Annotated in this window: 17 protein-coding genes; 9 read left to right on the forward strand and 8 right to left on the reverse strand. The window is 72.0% G+C overall.

From position 1 onward, the window contains the following. Window positions 1-100 precede the first annotated feature (100 nt). Window positions 101-6,076 (reverse strand): sortase, encoded by a 5,976-nt coding sequence (locus tag QI633_RS23840; RefSeq protein ID WP_282427271.1) that lies wholly within the window; start codon window positions 6,074-6,076, stop codon window positions 101-103. 138 nt (window positions 6,077-6,214) lie between these two features. Next, a complete protein-coding gene (locus tag QI633_RS23845) occupies window positions 6,215-7,510 on the reverse strand; it encodes an MFS transporter (protein ID WP_282427272.1) in 1,296 nt (431 codons plus the stop codon). 120 nt (window positions 7,511-7,630) lie between these two features. Between QI633_RS23845 and QI633_RS23850 the strand changes: the two genes are divergently transcribed. Beyond that, the gene (locus tag QI633_RS23850) at window positions 7,631-9,463 is read left to right on the forward strand and encodes a LuxR C-terminal-related transcriptional regulator (RefSeq protein ID WP_282427273.1); all 1,833 of its coding nucleotides are present in this window, start codon (window positions 7,631-7,633) and stop codon (window positions 9,461-9,463) included. A 31-nt stretch (window positions 9,464-9,494) separates the two neighbouring features. Here the strand turns inward: QI633_RS23850 and QI633_RS23855 are convergent, their stop codons facing one another. Both QI633_RS23855 and QI633_RS23860 read right to left on the reverse strand, forming a co-directional pair. Beyond that, complete coding sequence (locus QI633_RS23855) at window positions 9,495-9,686, reverse strand: hypothetical protein (RefSeq protein ID WP_282427274.1); 192 nt, start codon at window positions 9,684-9,686, stop codon at window positions 9,495-9,497. Between the two features lie 64 nt (window positions 9,687-9,750). Further along, window positions 9,751-10,380 (reverse strand): GTP pyrophosphokinase family protein, encoded by a 630-nt coding sequence (locus QI633_RS23860; protein WP_260805739.1) that lies wholly within the window; start codon window positions 10,378-10,380, stop codon window positions 9,751-9,753. 126 nt (window positions 10,381-10,506) lie between these two features. Here QI633_RS23860 and QI633_RS23865 point away from each other — a divergent pair, with 126 nt between their 5' ends. Both QI633_RS23865 and QI633_RS23870 read left to right on the forward strand, forming a co-directional pair. Then, complete coding sequence (locus tag QI633_RS23865) at window positions 10,507-11,022, forward strand: helix-turn-helix transcriptional regulator (protein WP_141797046.1); 516 nt, start codon at window positions 10,507-10,509, stop codon at window positions 11,020-11,022. A 77-nt stretch (window positions 11,023-11,099) separates the two neighbouring features. Continuing rightward, on the forward strand, window positions 11,100-11,909 hold the full coding sequence (locus tag QI633_RS23870; protein ID WP_282427275.1) for a helix-turn-helix transcriptional regulator: 810 nt from the start codon (window positions 11,100-11,102) through the stop codon (window positions 11,907-11,909). A gap of 25 nt (window positions 11,910-11,934) precedes the next feature. Here the strand turns inward: QI633_RS23870 and QI633_RS23875 are convergent, their stop codons facing one another. Further along, the gene (locus tag QI633_RS23875) at window positions 11,935-13,467 is read right to left on the reverse strand and encodes a S8 family serine peptidase (RefSeq protein WP_141797044.1); all 1,533 of its coding nucleotides are present in this window, start codon (window positions 13,465-13,467) and stop codon (window positions 11,935-11,937) included. Window positions 13,468-13,652: 185 nt separating this feature from the next. Between QI633_RS23875 and QI633_RS23880 the strand changes: the two genes are divergently transcribed. Next, window positions 13,653-14,237 (forward strand): phosphatase PAP2 family protein, encoded by a 585-nt coding sequence (locus QI633_RS23880; protein ID WP_282427276.1) that lies wholly within the window; start codon window positions 13,653-13,655, stop codon window positions 14,235-14,237. A gap of 12 nt (window positions 14,238-14,249) precedes the next feature. On the opposite strand, the gene QI633_RS23885 is transcribed toward QI633_RS23880, so the two are convergent. Further along, on the reverse strand, window positions 14,250-14,681 hold the full coding sequence (locus tag QI633_RS23885; protein WP_141797042.1) for an SRPBCC family protein: 432 nt from the start codon (window positions 14,679-14,681) through the stop codon (window positions 14,250-14,252). A 207-nt stretch (window positions 14,682-14,888) separates the two neighbouring features. Continuing rightward, window positions 14,889-15,578: a TetR/AcrR family transcriptional regulator gene (locus QI633_RS23890; RefSeq protein ID WP_282427277.1), complete on the reverse strand. Its 690-nt coding sequence runs from the start codon at window positions 15,576-15,578 to the stop codon at window positions 14,889-14,891. Window positions 15,579-15,627: 49 nt separating this feature from the next. Here QI633_RS23890 and QI633_RS23895 point away from each other — a divergent pair, with 49 nt between their 5' ends. The 3 genes from QI633_RS23895 to QI633_RS23905 are packed head-to-tail and all read left to right on the forward strand — an operon-like array spanning window position 15,628 to window position 19,266. Continuing rightward, on the forward strand, window positions 15,628-17,214 hold the full coding sequence (locus QI633_RS23895; protein ID WP_141797041.1) for an acyl-CoA carboxylase subunit beta: 1,587 nt from the start codon (window positions 15,628-15,630) through the stop codon (window positions 17,212-17,214). Next, the gene (locus tag QI633_RS23900) at window positions 17,211-17,465 is read left to right on the forward strand and encodes an acyl-CoA carboxylase subunit epsilon (RefSeq protein WP_222117723.1); all 255 of its coding nucleotides are present in this window, start codon (window positions 17,211-17,213) and stop codon (window positions 17,463-17,465) included. Before QI633_RS23895 ends, QI633_RS23900 begins: the two co-directional genes overlap by 4 nt. Window positions 17,466-17,481: 16 nt before the next feature. Next, window positions 17,482-19,266: a biotin carboxylase N-terminal domain-containing protein gene (locus QI633_RS23905; RefSeq protein ID WP_282427278.1), complete on the forward strand. Its 1,785-nt coding sequence runs from the start codon at window positions 17,482-17,484 to the stop codon at window positions 19,264-19,266. A 133-nt stretch (window positions 19,267-19,399) separates the two neighbouring features. Here QI633_RS23905 and QI633_RS23910 read toward each other — a convergent pair whose 3' ends face one another. After that, window positions 19,400-20,710, reverse strand: coding sequence for an MFS transporter (locus tag QI633_RS23910; RefSeq protein WP_282427279.1), 1,311 nt, complete (start codon window positions 20,708-20,710; stop codon window positions 19,400-19,402). A gap of 45 nt (window positions 20,711-20,755) precedes the next feature. Here QI633_RS23910 and QI633_RS23915 point away from each other — a divergent pair, with 45 nt between their 5' ends. Continuing rightward, window positions 20,756-21,244, forward strand: a complete 489-nt coding sequence (locus QI633_RS23915) for a helix-turn-helix domain-containing protein (protein ID WP_141797038.1) — start codon at window positions 20,756-20,758, stop codon at window positions 21,242-21,244. A 16-nt stretch (window positions 21,245-21,260) separates the two neighbouring features. Then, window positions 21,261-21,797 carry a gamma carbonic anhydrase family protein gene (locus QI633_RS23920; protein WP_282427280.1) on the forward strand — a complete coding sequence of 179 codons (537 nt, stop codon included), beginning with the start codon at window positions 21,261-21,263 and terminating at the stop codon, window positions 21,795-21,797. Window positions 21,798-21,817 lie beyond the last annotated feature (20 nt).

The raw sequence follows: 21,817 nt of genomic DNA on the forward strand, positions 1-21,817 counted from the left end.
GCCGAGGACACCATAGAACCTGTTCTAGATCTGCGTACGGCAGTCGACGTCTGGACCCGGTCCCGTCGGTGAGGACGGGACCGGGTCGCGACGCGCTCCGCTACCCGATCGGGGTCGCGACGACGACGAGGTTCTTCGTGTAGTGGTAGCGGCCGTTGGGATAGGTGACCTTGCCGGTGCAGGTGACCAGGGTGAGCTGGTGGGGGCCCGTGGTGCTGACCGGATCGCCGGTGAAGCCCCTCGTGCGCAGCTGCGTGTAGATCCGCGCGATGCGGTACCTCTGCACCGTGCCGTCCGCGCCGCGCACGGTGATCACCTGTCCCTTGCGCGCCTTCGTCAGCTTGCCGAACGGACCCCGACGGTCGTGCCGGTCGGAGACGTGGCCGGCGATCACCGTCGCACCGATCGCCTCGCCAGGTGCGGCCGAGCTCGCCAGCCAGCCGCCCTTGGCAACGTTCTTCGGGATCACCATCGAGCTCTTGCGCACACCGACCGTCTCGAGCCTGGCCCTCATCCCGAGCGCCGGGATGGAGATCCGGGCAGCCTTGGCCCGGCGCGCGGTCGCCGGAGCGGTCCCGGAGAAGCCGGTCTCGATCCTCACCTTGTCGACATCGGCCCGGTGCACGAGCGTCGTCTCCTCGGCGAGACCACAGGCGTGGCTGGCCGCCTCGTTGCGGCGGTCGGCACCGGTGCTCACGACCCAGGTGTAGTAGCCGGGCTCGGTGACGGCGACCGAAGGCGTCCGGGTCGTGCCGTTGACGGGCGCGAAGCCGACCGTGGCGACGGCCTTGGCCGGGACGCACATGGCGGCCGACGGTTGGGACACGGGACCGTAGAGCGTGGCGGTCCCCTGCGCGTCGCCACCCACCTCGAACCCGTTCAGCGTCACCACGTCGTGCAGCTGGACGGCGTTCGGTGTGCCGTTGCTGCGAACCGACATCGCGACCTTGCGGTCCGAGGCAGCCGTCGTGATCGCCGGCGCCCCCAGGCCCCCAGTGGGGGTCGTCACCTGGTTGGAGTCGACCTCGACGGGCGCCGGGGTCACGCCACCGCGGACGGGACCGCGGAAGGTCGCGGTGGCCGTGTTGTCGATGCTTCCGCGCTTCACGTCGGCCCGAGTGACCCGGTACGTCGCCGTGAACTCCGCCTCGGCACCGGGTGCGAGGCTGGCCACGCCCGCCGGTGAGACGGTGCTGAGACCCGGCAGGGCGTCGGTCACCGTGACGTCGAAGGCGGTCGCCTTGCCGTCGTTGCGGACCTTGAACGTGTAGGTCACCACGTCGTCCACGTCGGCCTTGCCCTGCACGTGCTCGTCGAGCGTCAGCTCCGCGGACTTCACCACCGTCACGTCGGGGTGCGCCTCGACGGTGTCGACGTCGTCGACGTCGTCGCCGTTCACCGGCACGCCTCCGGGCGCCGTGCCCGCGGCGGACGCCACGTTGTGCACGACCCCGTCGTCGACGTCACCCTGGGTGACGACGTACGGGTCGGAGGTGAAGGTCGCCGTGTCGCCGGGGGCGATCGTCGCGCTGGCGGGAGCGATGCCCGCGACCTCCGGGTCGGTGACGCTGACGCCGCTCACCGTGACGTTGCCGGTGTTCTCGACCTCGAACGTGTAGGCGATCTCCTCGCCGGCGTCGGCCTTTCCGTTGCCGTTGGTGTCATCGAGCAGGGACTTCTTGTCCAGCGCGATCCCCGGTGCGCCCGGCACGAGGTTCGTGTCGGTCGTGTCGGGGTCCGAGGTCAGGGCGACCGCGCCGGGCGCGGTGCCCTTCGCGACGGCGGAGTTGTGCACCGTCCCGCCGGTGTCGACATCGTCCTGGGTCACCGCGTAGGTCGCCGAGAAGACGGCGTCGTCGCCGGGTGCCAGGATCGCCACGGACGCAGGCGTGATCGCCGAGAGACCGTCCAGCGGGTCGCTCACGGTGACGCCGGTGAGGGTCACGTTGCCGGTGTTCTGCGCCGAGAACGAGTACGTGATGACCTCGCCCTCGTCCGCCGCGCCGTTGTGGTTGGTGTCGTCGAGCACGGCGGTCTTGTCGATCGCCAGTCCCGGTGTCGGCGGAGCCACGTCGGTGTCGGTGGCGTCCGGCAGAGACGTCGCGGTCGCGCCGCCGGGCGCCGTGCCCCTGGCCACGGCGGAGTTGTGGATCGGCGCGCCACCGTCCACTTCTGCCTGGCTCACGACGTACGTCGCGGTGAACGTCGTACTAGCGCCCGGTGCCAGCGACGCCACCTGCAGCGGCGAGGTCGGCGAGAGGCCGGGGAGGGCGTCGACGACGCTCACCGCGGCGAGGGTCACGTTGCCGGTGTTCTCGACCTCGAAGGAATAGGTGATCACGTCACCCGCGTCGGCCTTGCCGGCGACCCCCTCGTCCGTCGTGATCGCGGCCGACTTGTCGATCGCGATGCCCGGGGTGCGGGTCGCCGTGTCGGTCGACGTCGTGTCGTCCGGGGAGGTCACGTCGCCGCCCGCGGGGTCGGTGCCGCTCGCCGACGCGCGGTTGACGATCGGGCCGCCGCCGTCGACGTCGGCCTGGGTCACCGTGTAGAGGCTCGCGGTGAACACCTGGTTGGCGCCCGGCGCGATCGTCGCCGAGGCCGGGGTGATGCCGGTGACCATCGGGTCGTCCACGGTGACGCCCTCGAGGGTGACGTTGCCGTTGTTGCGGACGGTGAAGGTGTAGGCGATCTTCTCGCCCTCGTCGGCCTTGCCGTTGCCGTTGGCGTCCTGGAGATCGGCCTCCTTGTCGGTCAGCAGGCTCGGTGCCGCGGCGACCAGCGTCACGTCGGCCGAGGCCGGCGGCGAGGTGACCGGGCCGTCCGGCCCGGTTCCCTGCGCGGTGGCGGTGTTGCGGACGACGCCACCGTTGTCGACGTCGGCCTGCGTGACCGTGTACGTCGCCGTGAACTCCTGGACATCACCCGGCGCGAGCGTCGCGACGCTCGCCGGCGTCACGGCGGACAGGCCGGGCAGCTCGTCGGAGACGGACACGTCGGCGACCGCGATGTTGCCGGTGTTCTCGACGCTCACCGTGTAGGTGATGACGTCGCCCGCATCCGCCACGCCGTGGGTGCCGCCGTCGGTGGTGAGCACGGCCGACTTGGTCGTCGCGAGGGAGGGCATGCCCGCCTCACGCGTGACGCACACCGGGAGCGGCTCGACGGGAAGCGTCGCCGCGGAGTCCGCCGCGACGGTGTTGCACGCGACCTTGTTGGCGGGGGAACCCGGTGCCACGGCGGCGACGAGCACGACCGACGCGTTCTGGCCCGCGCCGAGACCACCGGGGACCGTCAGCCGGATCGCCTTCTTGCCCGCGGCGCCGGCACCCCAGTCGTTCACGGTGCCGGTGGCGGTCGGGTTAACCTCCGGCCGGGCGGGGTTGGTCGAGGCGGAGAACGCCAGGTCCGCGTTGGCGGTGCTCGACTCGACGGAGTCGATGAGCAGGTCGAACTCCGAGCCGCGCGGGTCGGGGTCGGCCAGCAGGCCGGTGTCACCGACGTGCGGCATGACGTCGTAGGCGACGACGTCCTGCAACGCGGTGTTGCCGCCGTTGGTCAGGGTGATCCGGTACTTCACACTCGACTCCGAGGCCGGGATCTCGTGCACCTGCGAGGGGTCGGAGACCCAGGTGCAGCCGTCCGTCGCGTCCGGGTCAGGGATGCAGAGCGACTTGACGACGGTCAGGCCGTCGGACGCCGCGACCGCGAGGTTCGGGTACGCCGTCGTCACGGCGGCGTACTCCTCGGTCGTGTTGCCGTCGCCATCGACGTCCGGGGCGTCCACGCCGAGCGCGCTGACCCGGAACTGGTCGGGTCCCGAGACGTACGCGTTGCCCGTGGCGTCCGTCCAGCTCTCGCTCTGGTCCCCCGCCCACACGGTGGCCGAGGGGGTGGCACCGGGAACGGCTGCTGCCGTCGGCCGCGCGACCACGCTGAGCGTGGGCCAGTAGTCGTTGGTCGCCGAGCTCAGCGCCACGGGTCCCGGGTACGTCGCGACCGCGACGCTGCGCGGGACGCCGTTGAGGGTCACCGTGCGGTACTCGAAGGTGACGCCGGCGGGAGCCGTCGCCGTGTTGCCGGTGCCCGCCGCCACGAAGGCCGCCGAGCCCGGCACGACCTCCCAGTTCTCGGGGGCGATGAAGACCAGCTGGGGCTGGACCGACGTCCCGGGCCAGACGTTCGACGTCAGGGCGCGCAGCCGGAAGGTGACCTCGGTGCCGGGGATCGGCGTCCCACCGCCTGACACGACGGGGTTGCCGGACCAGCCGGGAGCGAGCGTGGCGAGCGGCTGGGTGTACCTCACGGTCCGCGAGGGTTGCGAGGAGACCTGGCGGGTCGGCAGCGGCTGCCCCTGCAGGTTGACGTAGTCGTCGGGCGTCCCGTCCCCGTCGGCGTCCGCGGGGTAGGTCAACGAGACGTCCGCGGTGTTGGTGCGCTGCTCGCCGAGGAGCGGTACGGCACCGTCGTCGACGCGGAAGCGGTAGCCCATCTGCATGGTGGTCGCCGTGCTGTCCGTGGGGAGGATCCGGCCGGCCTCGAGTGGCGCTGTCGTCCGCGCGCTCACGAACCAGCGACCCGCGGCAGCATCGACGAAGCCATTGGTCGCGAGCTGTGAGGTACCGCTGACACCGGTGTTGTCCACCCACTCGACCGCGGCGCGCCAGGTGGACGGCGCACCGGCGTAGGCGAAGGCCGTGATCCGGTGGACCTTGACGTGGTCGAGGTCCAGGTTCGGCTCGTCGATCACCGCGGTGGCATCGACGTTGCCCTGGTTGGAGGCCGCCACCCGCCACTCCCGCACACCGGTGTCGGTCTCGCCCGGCGCGGGCACGTTGACGGCGTAGACGCCCCCGCCGAGATCGCCGTCTCCGAAGGCACTGGTGGCACCGCCCACGACCGTCTTCGAGGAGGTCCCGCCACCGAACGGCGTGGTGCAGGCGACCTTGTTGGTCTGGGTGCGGCTCAGCGTCTTCTGCGTGCGTGCCTGGTCGAGGTAGTTCACCGTGACGTCGAGGGTCGAGCTCACCTGCTCGTTGAAGTTGCAGCCGTCGGCATCCGCCGACGGGAAGTTCTCGCCGAGGAAGCGCACCTTGACCGTGCGCGGGCTCCAGAAGGCGTCGTCGTCGTCACCGACCAGGGAGTTGTTCGACGCCGCGCCGCCACTGTTGAACCCGCTGAGGGCCGCGATGCCGAAGCCACCGCGGGCGCCGTACGACGGGCTGGCGAGCGAGCCCTTGGTCCAGGTGACCGTGTGGTTGGCGTTGTCGACCACACCGCCGTGGCTCGCCTCGTCGATGACGGCCTGGGCCGGCACGGTGTAGACGATCCGGTAGTTGCCGGTCGCCACGTAGTCGGCCGCACCGGCCACGTTGGACCCCGGGTTGGTCTTCATGTTGCCGGGGTTGACCGCGATGGAGAAGGTCTCCTGCAGGTCGGTGTCGAAGGTGCCGTTGTTCGGCGCGAGGTTCGCCGACGGGGCGTTGGGCGTCCCGATGTGCCACGTCACCGCGGTGTCCGAGGTCTTCGGAGCGGTGGCGGTGGCCGAGCTGATCGTGGCCGACATGGGGACGTCGAAGCCGTTCGTGTAGAACGAGCCGTTGGGGACCTCCCGGTTGCGCGAGGACTGGTAGCCGTAGGTCACCGAGAACGTGCCCGACGTGCCGGCTGCGAGGTTGCCGAGGTCGACCACCTTGCCGGTCGCGTCGGTGCCGCCGATCGTGCCGCCGCCCGCGGCGGGCGCGACCCAGGACGCGTACTGGAGGATGGTCTGCCCGGCGGGGAGCAGGCCCCACGGGTCGACCGGCGGGGTCGAGAACTGCACCTGGGTGCTGTCACAGGCAGCCGTGGTGCAGGAGTACTGCACCCGGTAGGTGACCTTGTTGCCGTGCGCGCCTTCCTGGATGTCCGTGATCGTCGAGCCGTCGCTCAGGTCGACGGGTGTGACGACGATGTTGAGCACGCCGCTGCCAGCCGCCGCGGCCGAGGTCGGGAGCAGGACCCCGACACCGGAGGCGATGAGGGCGAGCACCAGCGCCACGAGCGCCGGGACGCGTGCGGCCAGGATGCGATTCACGGGGGGGACCTTCCGAGTGGGGGCACGAGACCGAGGACGACAGGACCCCCAGGGGGACGGGGTCCTGCTCCTCGCTTCGTGAGCATCGGGGCTCACTCGGTCCGACGTGCGCAGGATGAGGGAACCTCACCCCACGTCTCATCCCATCGAGTCGCGCTCCGGGAGCGTCATCCGGGTCAACAGCACCAGCGCCACCGCCGCGAGAGCGCTGCCGAAGACGAAGAAGGCGAAGTAGTTGCGGGACGGGTCGACGCCGACGAGGTCCCCGCTGCCGATCGCGAGGAACGCGGGGCCCAGGGCGGGGACGACGGTCTGCGGCAGCGTCCGGGCGATGTTGAAGTAGCCGAGCAGGCGACCGTTCGCGCCGTGCGGCAGCACGGCCAGCGCCACGGCGAGGTCGAGTGCGACGTAGGTGCCCAGGCCCGCGCCGGCGCAGAGCAGGGCCAGGACGTACGCCGGCGTCCCGGTCGCCGTGGTGAGTACCAGGTTGGCGCCGAGCAGCAGCAGGATCCCGCCGGCCATGACCGGCCGGTACCCGACTCGCCGGGCCAGTGCCCGGGCGCCGCCGATCGCCATCACCATCCCGGTCGCAGCACCGATCGCGGTCACCAGGGCGACCAGGGAAGCGGCGTCGTGCGGCTCGCGGCCCACCCGCCGGATCAGGAAGAACACGCCGTAGACGGTCAGGCAGCTGTACGCGGCTTGCGCGAACAGGCGCTGCAACCACAGCCACCAGTAGGGCGCCCCCGCTCCCGCCAGCACGGCGACGAGCCCTCGCGGACCGTCCGCGGGACGTCGTACCGGCGCGGGCTCGTGCGGGAACGGCTCGAGCGTGCGCAGGTGCCACGCGGCGACGGCGGCCACCGGGACCGCGACGATCGAGAGCAGCACGAACGACGCACGCGGCTCCCGGAGCACCGCGCCGAAGTGACCGCTCAGCAGGGCGTACCCGATCAGGCCGCCCAGCGCGATCGCACCGGTCGCCGCCGCGGCGAACCAACCCGACACCCGGGTCCGGTCGGCCGGTGGTACGACGTCCGAGAGGGTCCCGTAGAGCGCCGCGAAGGTCGCGCTGTAGGACGCCTGGGCGCAGGCCCAGACCGCGACGAGCAAGGGCAGGTTCGGCATGAAGGTCGCGGTGACCGCGAAGGCGCAGCCGCAGACCGTGCCACCGACGATCCACCGCGTGCGGTCCCCGCCCCGCCGGACCCGGCGGTCGCTGAGCCAGCCCCACACCGGGTTGAAGGTCATCCCGGCCAGCGCCCCCGTGGTCTCCACCCAGCTCAACCGCGTCTCCGGCGCGAGGCCGGAGTCAAGCTCGCGCACGAGCAGGCTCAGGCCCACGACGAGCGGGACCACCAGGGCACCGAGGGCGCAGAGCTCGGTGACGCAGAGGGCGGCGACACTCGCCGGACGCAGACGCTGCACGGGCACGACAGGACTCCTGGGAGAGAGGGGGCAGCGGCACGTTAGCCTTGTCGGCGTCTGGGGCGGCACCGGTCCCGGCTGCCCCCACGACGGCTCGGAGTGGGACCGGCATCCGAGGAGCTCCCGTTGCTGGACGTCGACCCCGCACACCACGACGTCGTCGAGATCATCGCGGTCCTCGGCCCGACCGAGATCGCCGAGCTCGACGACCTCGGCGGCCCCGGCACCACGACCGCGGCCCAGGACGCCATCGACGCCGGTCACCTCGCGCTGCGCGCGGAGGACGCCGCCGTCACGCTCGCCTCAGGGGTCCGTGCGGCGCGCGTGTGCGACGCGCTGCGCCGCGACCAGCCCGACCGGGTCGCCCAGCTGCTGCGGCGGCAGGCCGACCTGCGCCTGGTCTCCGGACGACTCGACGCCGGGCTCACGGCGGCTCGCACCCTCGGCGACCTCGAACGGACGGCCCGGATCATCGACCGGTGGGGCGTGGACCTGGCCCACGGTCCGTACGCCGCGGCGATGTACGCGGCCACCCTCGACCTTCCGGTCGAGCTCGCCGCCGACCTGCCCGGCCTGGCGTTCCGGCTCGAGGACATCGGGCGACTGCCGGTCGGCACCACCCCTGTGCGCCTGCCCCCCACCGCCGACGAGGCCGAGGCCGAGTTCGCCCGCAACGGCGACATCCGGCTGCGCCAGGCGTTGCTGCCTCTCGTCACCCGCCGCCGGCTGGGCCGTTTCGAGGAGGCGATGGAGATCGTCCGGGCGGCCGCGCCCCTGGCCGAGGCCAGTGTCTATCCCTGGTACGGCGACCGCGGCCGGATCCTGCCCTACTGGCACCTCCAGGCCGGGATCACCGCCCAGGTCGCCGGCGACCTGACAGCCGCGCGGACTTCGTTCCTCACGGCCTGGACGCACCGGGAGCGGGATCCGTACGGCTTCGTCGCCCGGGGCACCGCCGGCAAGCTCGCCCTGGTCGAGGCGCTGCGGGGTGCGTACGCCGCCAGCGTCGGCTGGCTCGACGAGGCGGCGCGCGCCGGACGCCGTCCCGACCTGTGGGTCGACGGCTTCGTCGAGTCCAACCTCACCGCGGTGCGGGCCCTCCACGCGATCGACGGGCTCGATCGGGAGGCCGAGCAGCACGTGCGTGCGATGCCCCACCCCAGCCAACGCGGCGAGCAATGGGTGGTCCACCTGTGGATCCAGGTGCGACACGCGCTGACCCGCGGCGACACCGCGTACGCACGCCACGTCGTCGAGGACTCGATGGCGGCGCAGCGCACGGCACTGACCCGGGCCGGCCTCGCGGCCGCAGTCGTCCCGCTGCTGTGGTCCGACGTCCACCTCGCGACGGGACAGGCCAATCGCGCACTGGCCGCGCTCAGCGGCGTACCGGACCTCGCGGGCACGGGCCGCGTCCTCCGCGCCCGGACGCTGCTCCTCACCGGTGAGCACGAGGCGGCCCTCGCCGCGGCCGGGACCGTCGTCCAGGACAGCGCCGCGAGCCGCCGGTCGGTGACCGAGGCCCTGCTGGTGATCGCGGCTGCCCGGCACGCGACGGGTGACCGGCCGGGCGCCGTCGAGGCTGCCCAGCGCGGCGTGGCCCGCGCTCAGGAGCAGAACGCGCCGCGCGCCCTCGCCACGGTCCCCCGGACCACCCTCGACGACCTCGTCACCGAGGTGCCCGGCCTCGCCGACCTGCTCGACGTCCTCGACCGGCGCGGGATCACCGACATCTATCCCAAGTCGGTCGATCTGGTGAGCGTGACCAGGCGCGAGCGCGACCTGCTGGAGGACCTCGCCTCCGGCCTGTCGCTGCCCGAGATCGCGAAGGCCAACTTCGTCTCGGTCAACACGGTCAAGACCCACCTGGCCAGCCTTCGTCGCAAGCTCGACGCACGCTCCCGCGACGCGGTGGTGCTCAGGGCGCGGCTCCTCGGGCTGCTCGACCCGACCGACTGACCGAGCCCTACGGCGACCACAGGCTGCGCCGTCATCGGCTCTCCAGGCGCTCGCCCAGCCCGGCGAGCACGGTGCACAGGTGGGTCAGGACCTCGATCTCGGGCTCGTCGGCCAACCGCGAGCGGGCTGCGTCGATCTCGGTGCGCAGGCGCTGCAGACGGAGCTCGACGAGCGCGTCGAACTCCGTCGTGCGTCGTACGACGATCGGGAGCCTGCTGTGCATGTCCCTGATTCTGGGTGCGGCACGGGCGGGCTCGGGGGTCCCGAGCCCGATGTCACCCCCGAGTTCACCCGTGCACGATGCGGTGCAGCTCGCCCATCCGGGTGTCGAGGTCGTGGGCGACCCGGGCGGCGGCGGAGAGCTCCTCGACGAGCTCGGCCGGCACGTCCTTGGCGTACTTGTAGTAGATCTTGTGCTCGACGCTGGCCCAGAAGTCCATCGCCACCGTGCGGATCTGGACCTCGATCGGCACCGCGTGGGTCGTGTCGGACAAGAAGACCGGGATCTCGACGATCGCGTGCAGGCTCCGGTATCCGTTGGCCTTGGGCTGCGCGACGTAGTCCTTGACCTGGCGCACCGTGACGTCAGGCTGCGAGGTGAGCATCTCGAGGACCCGGTAGACGTCGGAGATGAAGCTGCACACGATGCGGACGCCGGCGATGTCGCGGATCTGCTCAGCGATCGCGTCGAGCTCCAACGGACAGCCGATCCGCTCGGCCTTCCGGCGCAGGCTGTCGATGGTCTTGATCCGCGAGGTGACGTGCTCGATCGGGTTGGCCCCGTCGCGGAAGGTCATCTCCTCGCGCAGGATGTTGATCTTGGTCAGGATCTCGTCGAGGCCGAACTTGTAGTTCAGGTGGAACAGCCGGAGCTCACGCAGGAAGCCCGACTGCTCCTCGGGGACGATGGCGCTCACGCGTCGAGTGTGCCCGGTGCCCGATGACCGGAGCAGGTCCGGCCCTTCACATTCGAGGACACGGCGCGTGAAGCCCACCTCCCTAACGTGCTGCCCGGAGCGGAGGACACCGGGAGAGGGGCTTGCATGTCGGGCACGCACGAGGGAACGCGGGACTGGCCGGCGACGGTCGCGGCGGCGGCCGTCCTGGCAGGGCTCGCCGAGAGGAACCACCCGGCGGGGTGGCTGCTCCTCGCCGCGCTCGAGGCCGACCCGCCGGCCGACGGGGACGACCCGCTGGGCTGGGGTCCGACGCTGGCCCGGGTGGCGTACCGGCCGTGGTCCACCGAGACCGACCCCGCCACCGAGGAGGTGCTCCGGGCGGCCGATCCCCGGGTCCGGCGCGCGGTCGAGGAGTTCCGTCGGGCCTGCCAGCAACGTGAGTCGGACCGCGAACGGGCCGCGGTCGCGGCGGAGGTACGCCGGATCGTGGCGATGAGCGGCCTGAGCCAGCGCGCGTTCGCGGCCCGGGTCGGTACGTCGGCGTCGCGGCTGTCGAGCTACGTGCACGGGCACGTCGTACCGTCGGCGACCATGATGCTGCGGATCAAGCGGGTCGAGCGCCACTTGCGGCTGGGCGGGGAGGTCCCGCGCGCGTCCTGAGGGCTGTTGGTTAGGGTCGCCTCATGCGGAGGGGCCCGTTCTCATTGGCCTTCGACCGGGCTCTCTCGGACCGTGCGATGAGCTTGAGCGCGCTGCACCGCGTGCTGAGCGCGCGCGGTGCCGGCGTCAGCCTGGCGACCCTGAGCTACTGGCGCTCCGGCCAGCGCGAGCCCGAGCAGGAGCGGTCGCTGCGCGCGCTCGCCCAGGTCGAGGAGGTCCTCGGCCTCGAGCCGGGAGCCCTGGAGGCGCTGATCGAGGGGCGCCGGCGCCGGGTCGCGCCCGACCTGCTGTCCGACCTCAGCGACGACGCCGACCGGATCCAGGTCCTCCTCGACGACCTCGGCTTCCTGTCGCCGTCCGACCGGCTGATCGACCAGGAGGTGACGCTGAAGTACATCATCGGGCCGGACCGCTCACCCCTGCGGATGACCTACATCGTCGTGGTCGAGTCGGTGCGCGTGAATGCCGACCGGCGGGCCTTCATCCTGCGGGTGCGGCCCGGGGCGCTGACCCCCGGCGTGACCTCGCTCGGCGGCTTCCGGCTCGGCGAGATCACCCACGACGAGGAGCGCGGCATCGTCGTCGGCGAGATGATCCTGGACCGGCCGCTGGGGCCCGGCGAGAGCACGCTGCTCGAGCAGGAGGTCGTCTACCGGACGCCCGACCCCGACGACAACAGCTACTTCTACTGGGCCGTGCGCAAGATGCGCTCGATCAGCCTGTGGATCCGGTTCGACCCGGACGACATGCCCACGCACTGCGAGTACTACACGATCGTCGACGGCCACGAGGAGGTCGTCGAGCTCGAGACCTTCGGGACCAGCGTGAGCCGCACGGTCACGTCCTTCGGCCCCGGGACGCTGGGCATCCGCTGGAGCTGGGACTGAGCCCAGCCCCAGCGGAGCCCGGAGCTCAGCTGACCGCGTCGAGGGCGTCGACCATGCCCTCGCCGTAGTAGCTGTTGTCGGCGTCGGTCCCGACGCACGGGGCACCGAAGTCGCCGCCGCCCGGCGGCGTCTCCTGGACGGTGCACGGGTGGTCGTCGGCGTCGGCGCGCAGCTTGGCGACCATCTGCGCCGGGGTGAGGTCGGGGTGGGCCGACTTCATCAGGGCGAGGACGCCGGCGACGTGCGGCGAGGCCATCGACGTACCGGACTTCAGGCCGTAGCCGTTGCCGTTGACGATGGTCGACAAGATGCTGCGTCCCGGCGCGGCCACATCGATGACGCCGAGGCCGCGGTTCGAGAAGTAGGCCAGGATGTCGTTGCGGTGGCTGGCCGAGACGGTGACCACGCCCGGGAGCTCGGTCGGAATGTCCTGGCAGCCGCTGTTGAGCGTGCGCGTCACCGGGGTGCCGTCGTCGGGGCTGCCCTCGTCGAGGAAGGACGACTTGTCGGCCAGGTCGTGGCCCGAGTTGCCGGCGGCCGCGGCGTGGACGACGCCCTGGTCGGTGGACCAGGCGACCGCGCGACGCACGGCCTCCTTGGCGGCGTACTGGTCGGGCTGGTCCTCGCAGTAGAACTCGAACGGGTCGACGTAGTAGCTGTTGTTGGTCACGTCCATGCCGTGCATGCCGGCCCAGACGAAGCCGCACACGGCGTACTCCGGGTAGATGAACCCGTCGTCGTTGACGACCTTGACCGACGCCATCCGCACGTTGGGCGCCACTCCGACGATGCCGGTGCCGTTGCGCGCGGCGCCGATGGTGCCCGCGACGTGGGTGCCGTGGTCGCTCGTGGTCGGGTACCAGCCGGTCGGCGAGGTGTCCGGGCGGCCCGCGTTGCTGCAGTTGACCGAGTCGGCGACGTCGATGTTGGCGACGAGGTCCGGGTGGTCGGGGTCGATACCGGAGTCGAGCACGCCCACGACGACGTCACGGGAGCCGTCGGTGATCGCGTGCGCCTGGTCGGCCTTGATGACCTGCATGTCCCACTGCTCGGTCTCGCGCGGGTCCGCGGCCGTGACGGTGTTCTCGGTGTCGTCCTGCTGGGGCGAGGTCTGGTCCTTGCGGACCTGGCCCTTGCCCGGACCCCACGGGGCCTGGACGCCGGCCGGGGTTCCCTCGGTCACCGGCACGGTGCGGGTGGCGCCGACCGACTCGAGCGCGTTGCCGGCGTACGCCTGCACGTCGGTGCGGAAGGCGGCCCGGTCGCTGTGGGCGACGACCACACCGATCTGCGGCCAGGTCTGGACGACCACGCCGCCGGCCTTGGCGACCGCGCGCTCGAGGAGCCGGGTCTGGCCGGGGTTGGCGTGCTTCGCGTTGAGGATGTACGCCGACACGACCCCGTCAGGTGTGCTGATCGGGACCGGGGTGGAGACGGGCTCGCCGCCGGCCGCGGGGGCGGCACTGGCGCCGGTGCCGGTCACGGAGAGACCGGCCAGGGTGAGGCCGGTCGCGACCGTGAGGACGGCGGCACGGAGCCGCCGGTGGTGCTGTGGCATGGATCAACCTTTCCGAGAGGAAGGACGCGGGATGTGCGCCAGGCCACATCCTGTCCTCCCCGACCCCTGCTTGGCGAGAGGATCCCCGGTGAAGTTTCCGGGCGACGAGAGCTTTGTGCGGCCTCGACTCGTCGGCATGCGCCTGGGTACCGGTGCCGGACGAGACCGAACGCGAGGAGCGCGCCATGAGACGACCCTCCGACCCGCTGGTGGCGACACTGGCGGCGGGCACCTACGTGGCCCTGTGCGTTCGGCACCGGGACCGGCCCGGCCGGCTCGAGATGCGGGCGTTCCGGGCCGTCAACGATGCGCCGGACCGGCGCTGGCTGCGGGTTCCGCAGCAGCTCGGGACGCCGTGGACCCTGCCGGCGACCGCGGCCGCGCTGGCCGCGCGGAGGCGCTGGGCCTGGGCGGTGGCGGCACTGGTGGCGGTGCCCGCGGAGAAGGGCGCCGAGGTCGCCACGAAGAAGGTCCTGCGCCGGCCGCGCCCCGTCGCGGTCGCGCCGACCGCGCTGCGCGACGACGCCCCGACGCGAGGAGGGGCGCTACCCTCCGGACACGCGGCGATCGCGGCGTCGGCGGCGTACCTGCTCGCCCGCGGCACCGGGTCGCGCGTCCTCGGCGCCGCCGCAGCGGGCGGCACCCTGCTCGCGTCGTACGTGCGCGTGCACCAGGGGGCACACTGGCCCGCGGACGTGGCCGCCGGCGCTGCCCTCGGCGTCGCCGTCGGCGCCGGTCTCGCGGCGGTCGTCGACGCCACGACGCGCTAGAGCGCTAGAGCACTAGAGGAGGAGCAGGCGCTCCTCGATCTTGTCGGCGACCTGGTTCGCGAGCAGCTCGAGGCCGCCCTTGACCAGGGGCGCCGCGAGCTTCCCGGCTCCGCGGGGCGTGATCTGCGAGCGGTAGGTGACCGTCGTGGCGCCGGCGTCCTCGGCGAACCGGATCGTGTCGCGCAGGTCGACGCCGGACGCCGTCCCGGTGAGCTCGAACAGCTCGTGCGGCACGCAGGCGACGACGCGGTACTCGACCTCGGTCTCGTGGCCGAGGAAGGAGGAGACGTTCCGGTACGTCGTACCGACGTCGCCGTCGCCGGAGGTGCGCACCGTCGTGACGGTGGGCGGGTCCCACTCCTCGGTGGTGGTGAAGTCGGTCAGGTAGTCCCAGACCTTCCCCAGGGGACGGGGGACGACGATGACACGCTCGACGCTCGGCATGGACGCGTCGGTACCCCGGCGCGGCGACGACAGCCGCTCAGCCTCGATTCACCGTTTTGCCGCGTCGCGAGCGTCACGAGATGGGTGCGGCGCCAAGGCGCCCGGCGCGAAGCCAGACTGGGCGTCTGTCGAGCGTCGGCAACGCAGGCGACGCTCCATCTGGTGGCGCGGAGCAGCCGGAAATCGGTGAATCGAGGCTCAGGCCGGTCACTGCGACCGGAGCTGCTCCGCGAGCGCCGCGAGGTCCTGGTCGGTGCGCACGACGAGGATGGCGCCGGGGGCTGCGGGGGCCGTCGCGGGCGGCGCCGCCGGCGCGGCGAAGAGCGCATTGACCTGCGCCATCGCCTCGTCGATCTCGACGTGCGGGTCCTCGCACTCCTCACGCAGCCAGCGCCGCAGGACCCGGTTGTGGGCGGCGACCACGGCGGCCGCCATCAGCTCGCCGCGCCGCTCCGACTCCTCGGAGCCGTCGCCCCAGGCGCTGATGTACTGCCGGAACAGCTGCTGGTAGCGAGCACCGCTGATCAGCTCGCGCTCGCGCAGCGCGGGGACCGTGGAGGTCAGCTGGTAGCGGCGCCGGGCCAGCGGGCCCTCGGCGATGTAGTGGAACAGGACGACGCGCACCGCGTCGGAGACCGCGAGGATCGCGCTCTTCTGGGTGGAGGCGGCCAGGCGCTCCTCGACCGCGGCGAGGATCGCGTCGTGGTCGGGGAAGATCACCATCTCCTTCGACCCGAACAGCCGGAAGAAGGAGCTGCGGCTCACGCCCGCGGCGGCGGCGATGTCGTCGACGCTGGTGGCGTCGTACCCGTGCTCGGCGAAGAGCCGGAAGGCGGCGTCGACGATCGCCGCGGCAGCGGTCCGGCCGCGCCGGTCGTCCTCACGCGATTGCGTCACACCCCACCCCCCTTGTGAACTCCAGTATCAATGGATGATACTCAGTTTCATGACCGAGATCGACCTGCACACGACGGCGGGCAAGCTGGCGGACTTCGACCGCCGCACCGACGAGGCCGTGCACGCTCCCGCCGCCAAGGCCCAGGAGAAGCAGCACGCCAAGGGACGCAAGACCGCCCGCGAGCGCATCGAGATGCTCTTCGACGAGGGCAGCTTCGTCGAGCTCGACGAGTTCGCCCGCCACCGCTCGACCGCCTTCGGCCTCGAGAAGAACCGCCCGTACGGCGACGGCGTCATCACCGGCTACGGCACCGTCGACGGTCGCCAGGTCTGCGTGTTCTCCCAGGACTTCACGGTCTACGGCGGCTCGCTCGGCGAGGTCTACGGCGAGAAGATCACCAAGGTCATGGACCTGGCGATCAAGTCCGGCTGCCCCATCATCGGCATCAACGAGGGCGCCGGCGCCCGCATCCAGGAGGGCGTGGTCTCGCTCGGCCTTTACGGCGAGATCTTCAAGCGCAACGTGCACGCCTCCGGGGTCATCCCGCAGATCTCGATGATCATGGGCAACTGCGCGGGCGGCCACGTCTACTCCCCCGCGGTCACCGACTTCACGATCATGGTCGACCAGACCTCGGCGATGTTCATCACCGGTCCCGACGTCATCAAGACCGTCACCGGCGAGGACGTCTCGATGGAGGAGCTCGGCGGCGCCCGGGCCCACAACACCAAGTCGGGCAACGCCCACTACATGGCCTCCGACGAGGAGGACGCCTTCGAGTACGTCAAGGCGCTGCTGGCGTTCCTGCCGCAGAACAACCTCGACGAGGCGCCGTCGTACGACGACGCGGCGGACCTCGAGCCGACGCCTGCGGACCTCGCGCTCGACACGCTGATCCCGGACTCGCCGAACCAGCCCTACGACATGCACGACGTCATCGCGACGATCGTCGACGACGGTGACTTCCTCGAGGTGCAGCCGCTGTTCGCGCCCAACATCATCGTCGGCTACGGCCGGGTCGAGGGCCGCTCGGTCGGTGTCGTGGCCAACCAGCCGATGCAGTTCGCCGGCACGCTCGACATCGACGCGTCCGAGAAGGCCGCCCGGTTCGTGCGGTTCTGCGACGCCTTCAACATCCCGGTGCTGACCTTCGTCGACGTCCCGGGCTTCCTGCCCGGCGTCGACCAGGAGCACCTCGGCATCATCCGCCGCGGCGCCAAGCTGATCTACGCGTACGCCGAGGCGACGGTCCCGCTGGTCACGATCATCACCCGCAAGGCCTACGGCGGCGCGTACGACGTGATGGGGTCCAAGCACCTCGGCGCCGACATCAACCTGTCGTGGCCGACCGGCCAGATCGCGGTGATGGGCGCGCAGGGCGCGGCCAACATCGTGCACCGCCGCACCCTCGCCGAGCTCGAGGCCGCCGGCGGGGACGTCGAGGCCAAGCGGGCCGAGCTGATCGACGAGTACGAGACGACGCTGGCCAACCCCTACATCGCGGCCGAGCGCGGCTACGTCGACGGCGTCATCAAGCCGTCGGAGACCCGCGCCGAGGTGGTCAAGGCGCTGCGCCTGCTGCGCAACAAGCGCGAGGTGCTGCCGCCCAAGAAGCACGGGAACATCCCGCTGTGAGCGCCGAGACCGTGACCGATCAGGAGACCGTGGCGCCCGCCGCTCCCCTGCTGCGGGTCATCACGCCGGGCACCACGCCGGAGGAGGTCGCCGCGATCGTCGCGGTGCTCTCCGCCCTCGGCGGTGGCGCGCCCGCGCCCGAGGCACCTCGCTCGGAGTGGACCAACCCGGCCCGCCGCCTGCGTCGTACCGCCAGCTCCCACCCGAACCCCGGACGCGGCGCCTGGCGCGCCAGCGCCCTGCCCCGCTGAACTGGAAGGCCACACCATGTCGTTGAAGAAGGTCCTGATCGCCAACCGCGGCGAGATCGCGGTCCGGGTCATCCGTGCCGCCAAGGACGCGGGTATCGGCTCGGTCGCGGTGTACGCCGAGCCGGACGCCAACGCGCTGTTCGTGCGCCTGGCCGACGAGGCCTACTCGCTGGGCGGCTCGACGCCGGCGGAGACGTACCTCGACATCGCCAAGATCATCGAGGTCGCCAAGCAGTCGGGCGCCGACTCGGTCCACCCGGGCTACGGCTTCCTCGCCGAGAACGCCGCGTTCGCCCAGGCCGTCCTCGACGCGGGCCTGATCTGGATCGGCCCGTCCCCGGAGGCGATCGACGGCCTGGGCGACAAGGCGAAGGCGAAGCAGATCGCGCTCGCCGCCGGCGCCCCGCTGGCCCCCGGCCTCAAGGACCCGGTCAAGGACGCCGACGAGATCATCGCGTTCGCCAAGGAGCACGGCCTCCCGGTCGCCATCAAGGCGGTCTTCGGCGGTGGCGGTCGCGGCCTCAAGGTCGCCCGCACCCTCGAGGAGATCCCCGAGCTGTTCGAGTCCGCCACCCGCGAGGCGATCGGCGCGTTCGGTCGCGGCGAGTGCCTGGTCGAGAAGTTCCTCGACAAGCCGCGCCACGTCGAGACCCAGTGCCTCGCCGACTCCCACGGCAACGTCGTGGTCGTCTCGACCCGCGACTGCTCGCTGCAGCGGCGCCACCAGAAGCTGGTCGAGGAGGCGCCCGCGCCGTTCCTCACCGACGAGCAGAACGCGCGTCTCTACGAGTCCTCGAAGGCGATCCTGCGCGAGGCCGACTACGTCGGCGCCGGCACCTGCGAGTTCCTCGTCGCCGCCGACGGCACCATCTCCTTCCTCGAGGTCAACACCCGCCTCCAGGTCGAGCACTGCGTGTCCGAGGAGGTCACCGGCATCGACCTGGTCCGCGAGATGTTCCGCATCGCCGCGGGCGAGGAGCTCGGCTACGGCGACCCGGAGATCCGCGGCCACTCGATCGAGTACCGGATCAACGCCGAGGACGGCGGCAACAACTTCATGCCGGCCCCCGGCACGCTGACCGCGTGGAACCCGCCGCAGGGCCCGGGCGTCCGCGTCGACGGCGGCTACGAGGTCGGCGAGACCGTCCCGGGCGCGTTCGACTCGCTGATCGCCAAGCTGATCATCACCGGCTCCTCGCGGACGCAGGCGATCGAGCGGTCCCGCCGGGCGCTCTCGGAGTTCGAGGTCGACGGCATGCCGACCGCGATCACCTTCCACGAGGTCATCGTCAACGACCCCGCCTGGGTCGGCGCGTCCACGCCGTCGGGCGAGGGCTCCTTCGACGTCTACACCACGTGGATCGAGACCGACTTCGACAACCAGATCACGCCGTACGGCGGTGCCGCGGGCGAGGCCGACGAGGCCGGCGAGAAGCAGAAGGTCGTCGTCGAGGTCGGCGGCAAGCGGATCGAGGTCGTCCTCCCGGCCGGCCTCGGCGGACTCTCCGTCGGCGGTGGCGGCGGCACGAAGAAGCCGAAGCGCGCGGGTGGCAAGAAGGCCGGCGCCGCGGCGTCGGGCGACTCGGTCGCATCGCCCATGCAGGGCACCATCGTCAAGGTCGCGGTCGAGGAGGGCCAGGCGGTCGAGGAGGGCGACGTGGTCGTGGTCCTCGAGGCGATGAAGATGGAGCAGCCGCTCAAGGCCCACAAGGCCGGCACCATCACCGGCCTCACGGCCGAGGTCGGCGCCACGATCGGCAACGGCGAGGTCGTCTGCGAGATCAAGGACGCCAGCGCCTGAGCTTGCGAAGGCGCTGAAGGCGTCCGCAGGTCGAGGAGCGCCGGCGCGCTCGCGCCGCGAAGCAAGCGAGGTCGCGGCGCGTCACGAGACCAACGTGAGGTGATGCCGGAACTGTCCGTGGACAGTCCCGGCATCACCTCGCGGCGTCTCGAGACGGTCGCTGCGCGACCTCCTCGACGACCGAGGCCCTCCCCGTCACGCTGACTACGGACAGCACCGCGGCGAGAGCGCACAGGGCGGCGCCGCCCCACCACGCCCAGGTGTAGGTGCCGAGCTGGTCGCGGATGACGCCGGCGCCGAGGGCGGCGACGGCGGCGCCGAGCTGGTGGGAGGCGAAGACCCAGCCGAAGACGATGGTGCCGCGCTCGCCGAACGCCTCGCGGCACAGCGCGGCGGTGGGCGGGACGGTGGCGACCCAGTCGAGGCCGTAGATCACGATGAACAGCACCATGCTGGGGTGCACGGCGTCGGCGAGCAGGCTCGGCAGCAGCAGCAGGCCGAGGCCGCGGAACAGGTAGTAGGCCACCAGCAGGGCCCGCGGGTCGAAGCGGTCGGTGAGCCAGCCGGACGCGATGGTGCCGACGATGTCGAAGACGCCGACCACGGCGAGCAGGCCGGCCGCGGTGGTGGCGGACATCCCGTGGTCGTGGGCCGAGGGGATGAAGTGGATGCCGATCAGGCCGTTGGTGGTCGCGCCGCAGATCGCGAAGGCGCCGGCGAGGGCCCAGAACGCCCGGTGCCGGGCGGCGTACGTGAGGCCCTCGACCGCCCGCCGGGTGGCTCCGCCCTCCGCCCGGGCCGGGGGCGTCCAGCCGGCGGGCGCGCCGTAGGGCGCCACCCCACGGTCCTCGGGATGGTCGCGGACGACCAGCCACACCACCGGTACGACGGCCAGCGCGGCCGCCGCGATCACCAGGGACGCCGGGCGCCAGCCCGCGCCCTCGGCGAGCGCCGCGACGATGGGCAGGAAGACCAGCTGGCCGGTCGCCGAGCCGGCGGTGAGGATGCCCATGACCAGGCCGCGGCGCTGGTCGAACCAGCGGTTCGCGATGGTGGCGGCGAAGACCAGCGCCATCGAGCCGGTGCCCAGCCCGATCAGCACCCCCCAGCACACGAGGAGCTGCCAGGACGCGGTCATCAGCACGCTGCCGCCCGACCCGAGCGCGACCAGCGAGAGCGCGGCGGCGACCACCCGTCGTACGCCGAAGCGGTCCATCAGCGCCGCCGCGAACGGCGCGGTCAGGCCGAACAGGACGAGGTTGATGCTGACCGCGAGCGACATGACGCTCGTCGACCAGCCGAACTCGTCGTGCAGCGGCACCATGAGCGCGCCGGGTGCGGCGCGGAAGCCGGCCGCGCCGACCAGCGCGAGGAAGGCGACCGCGGCCACCAACCAGGCGGGATGGACGCGGCGGCGGGTGACCGGTGGGGCGGAGATCGTCATCGAGCAGGCTTTCTTGAGCGAAGTCAGACCGGTACGCTAGCACGCATGGCCCTGCGCTCCGACTGGTCGACCGACTACTGCCCGGTCCGCCGATCCCTCGACGTGCTCGGGGACCCGTGGCTGCTGCTGATCGTGCGCGACGTGCTCCACGGCAGCGGCCGCTTCGAGCAGCTGCGCGACAACCTCGGCATCTCCGAGGCCGTCCTCAGCCGGCGCCTGCGGGCGATGCGCGAGGCCGGGCTGCTCGACACCGTCGACTACGTGCGCGACGGCCGCACCCGCCAGCGGTACGTCGCCACCGAGGCCGCCGCCGACCTCCTCCCCCTGCTCCAGCAGCTCGCGATCTGGGGTGAGAAGCACACCCGGCTGCCCGAGGGCGGCTCGCACATGGGGCTGCGGCACGAGACCTGCGGCCAGGAGACCACGCGGGCCGAGACCTGCAGCGCCTGCGGCGAGCCGCTGCGTCCCGAGGACATGACCTGGGTCAAGCCGTGGCGCGGTGCCGAGCACCGGCTGCGGGCCGCCGGCAGCTGACCCCTACGGTGGAGCCGTGTTGCTCTACGAGTTCGAGGGCCGGCGGCCCCAGGTCCACCCCGAGGCGTTCGTCGCGCCGACCGCGACCCTGATCGGCGACGTACGCATCGAGAAGGGCGCCAGCGTCTGGTACGGCGCCGTCCTCCGCGCCGACATCTGCACGATCATCGTGCGCGAGGGCTCGAACATCCAGGACAACTCGGTCGTCCACGGCGCGCCCGACGTCGTCGTCGACATCGGCCCGAACGCCACCGTGGCCCACGCCTGCGTGTTCCACGGCGACACCATGGGCGAGAAGTCGCTGCTCGGCAACGGCAGCACCGTCCTCGACCACGCCACGATCGGCGCCGGCTCGCTCGTCGCCGCCGGCGCGGTCGTCACGCCGGGCACGAAGATCCCCGACGGCGTACTCGCCGCCGGCGCCCCGGCCGAGACGAAGCGGCCGATCGAGGGCACCGGCGCTCACTTCTGGGCCGAGACCAACGCCGCCTACTACGCCGAGCTGGCTCAGCGGCACCGCGCGGGCGTCGTACCGGTCGACGGCATGTCCTGACGGACCTCGTCCTCGTACGA

This window comes from Nocardioides sp. QY071 (genome assembly GCF_029961765.1).
Taxonomy (GTDB): domain Bacteria; phylum Actinomycetota; class Actinomycetes; order Propionibacteriales; family Nocardioidaceae; genus Nocardioides.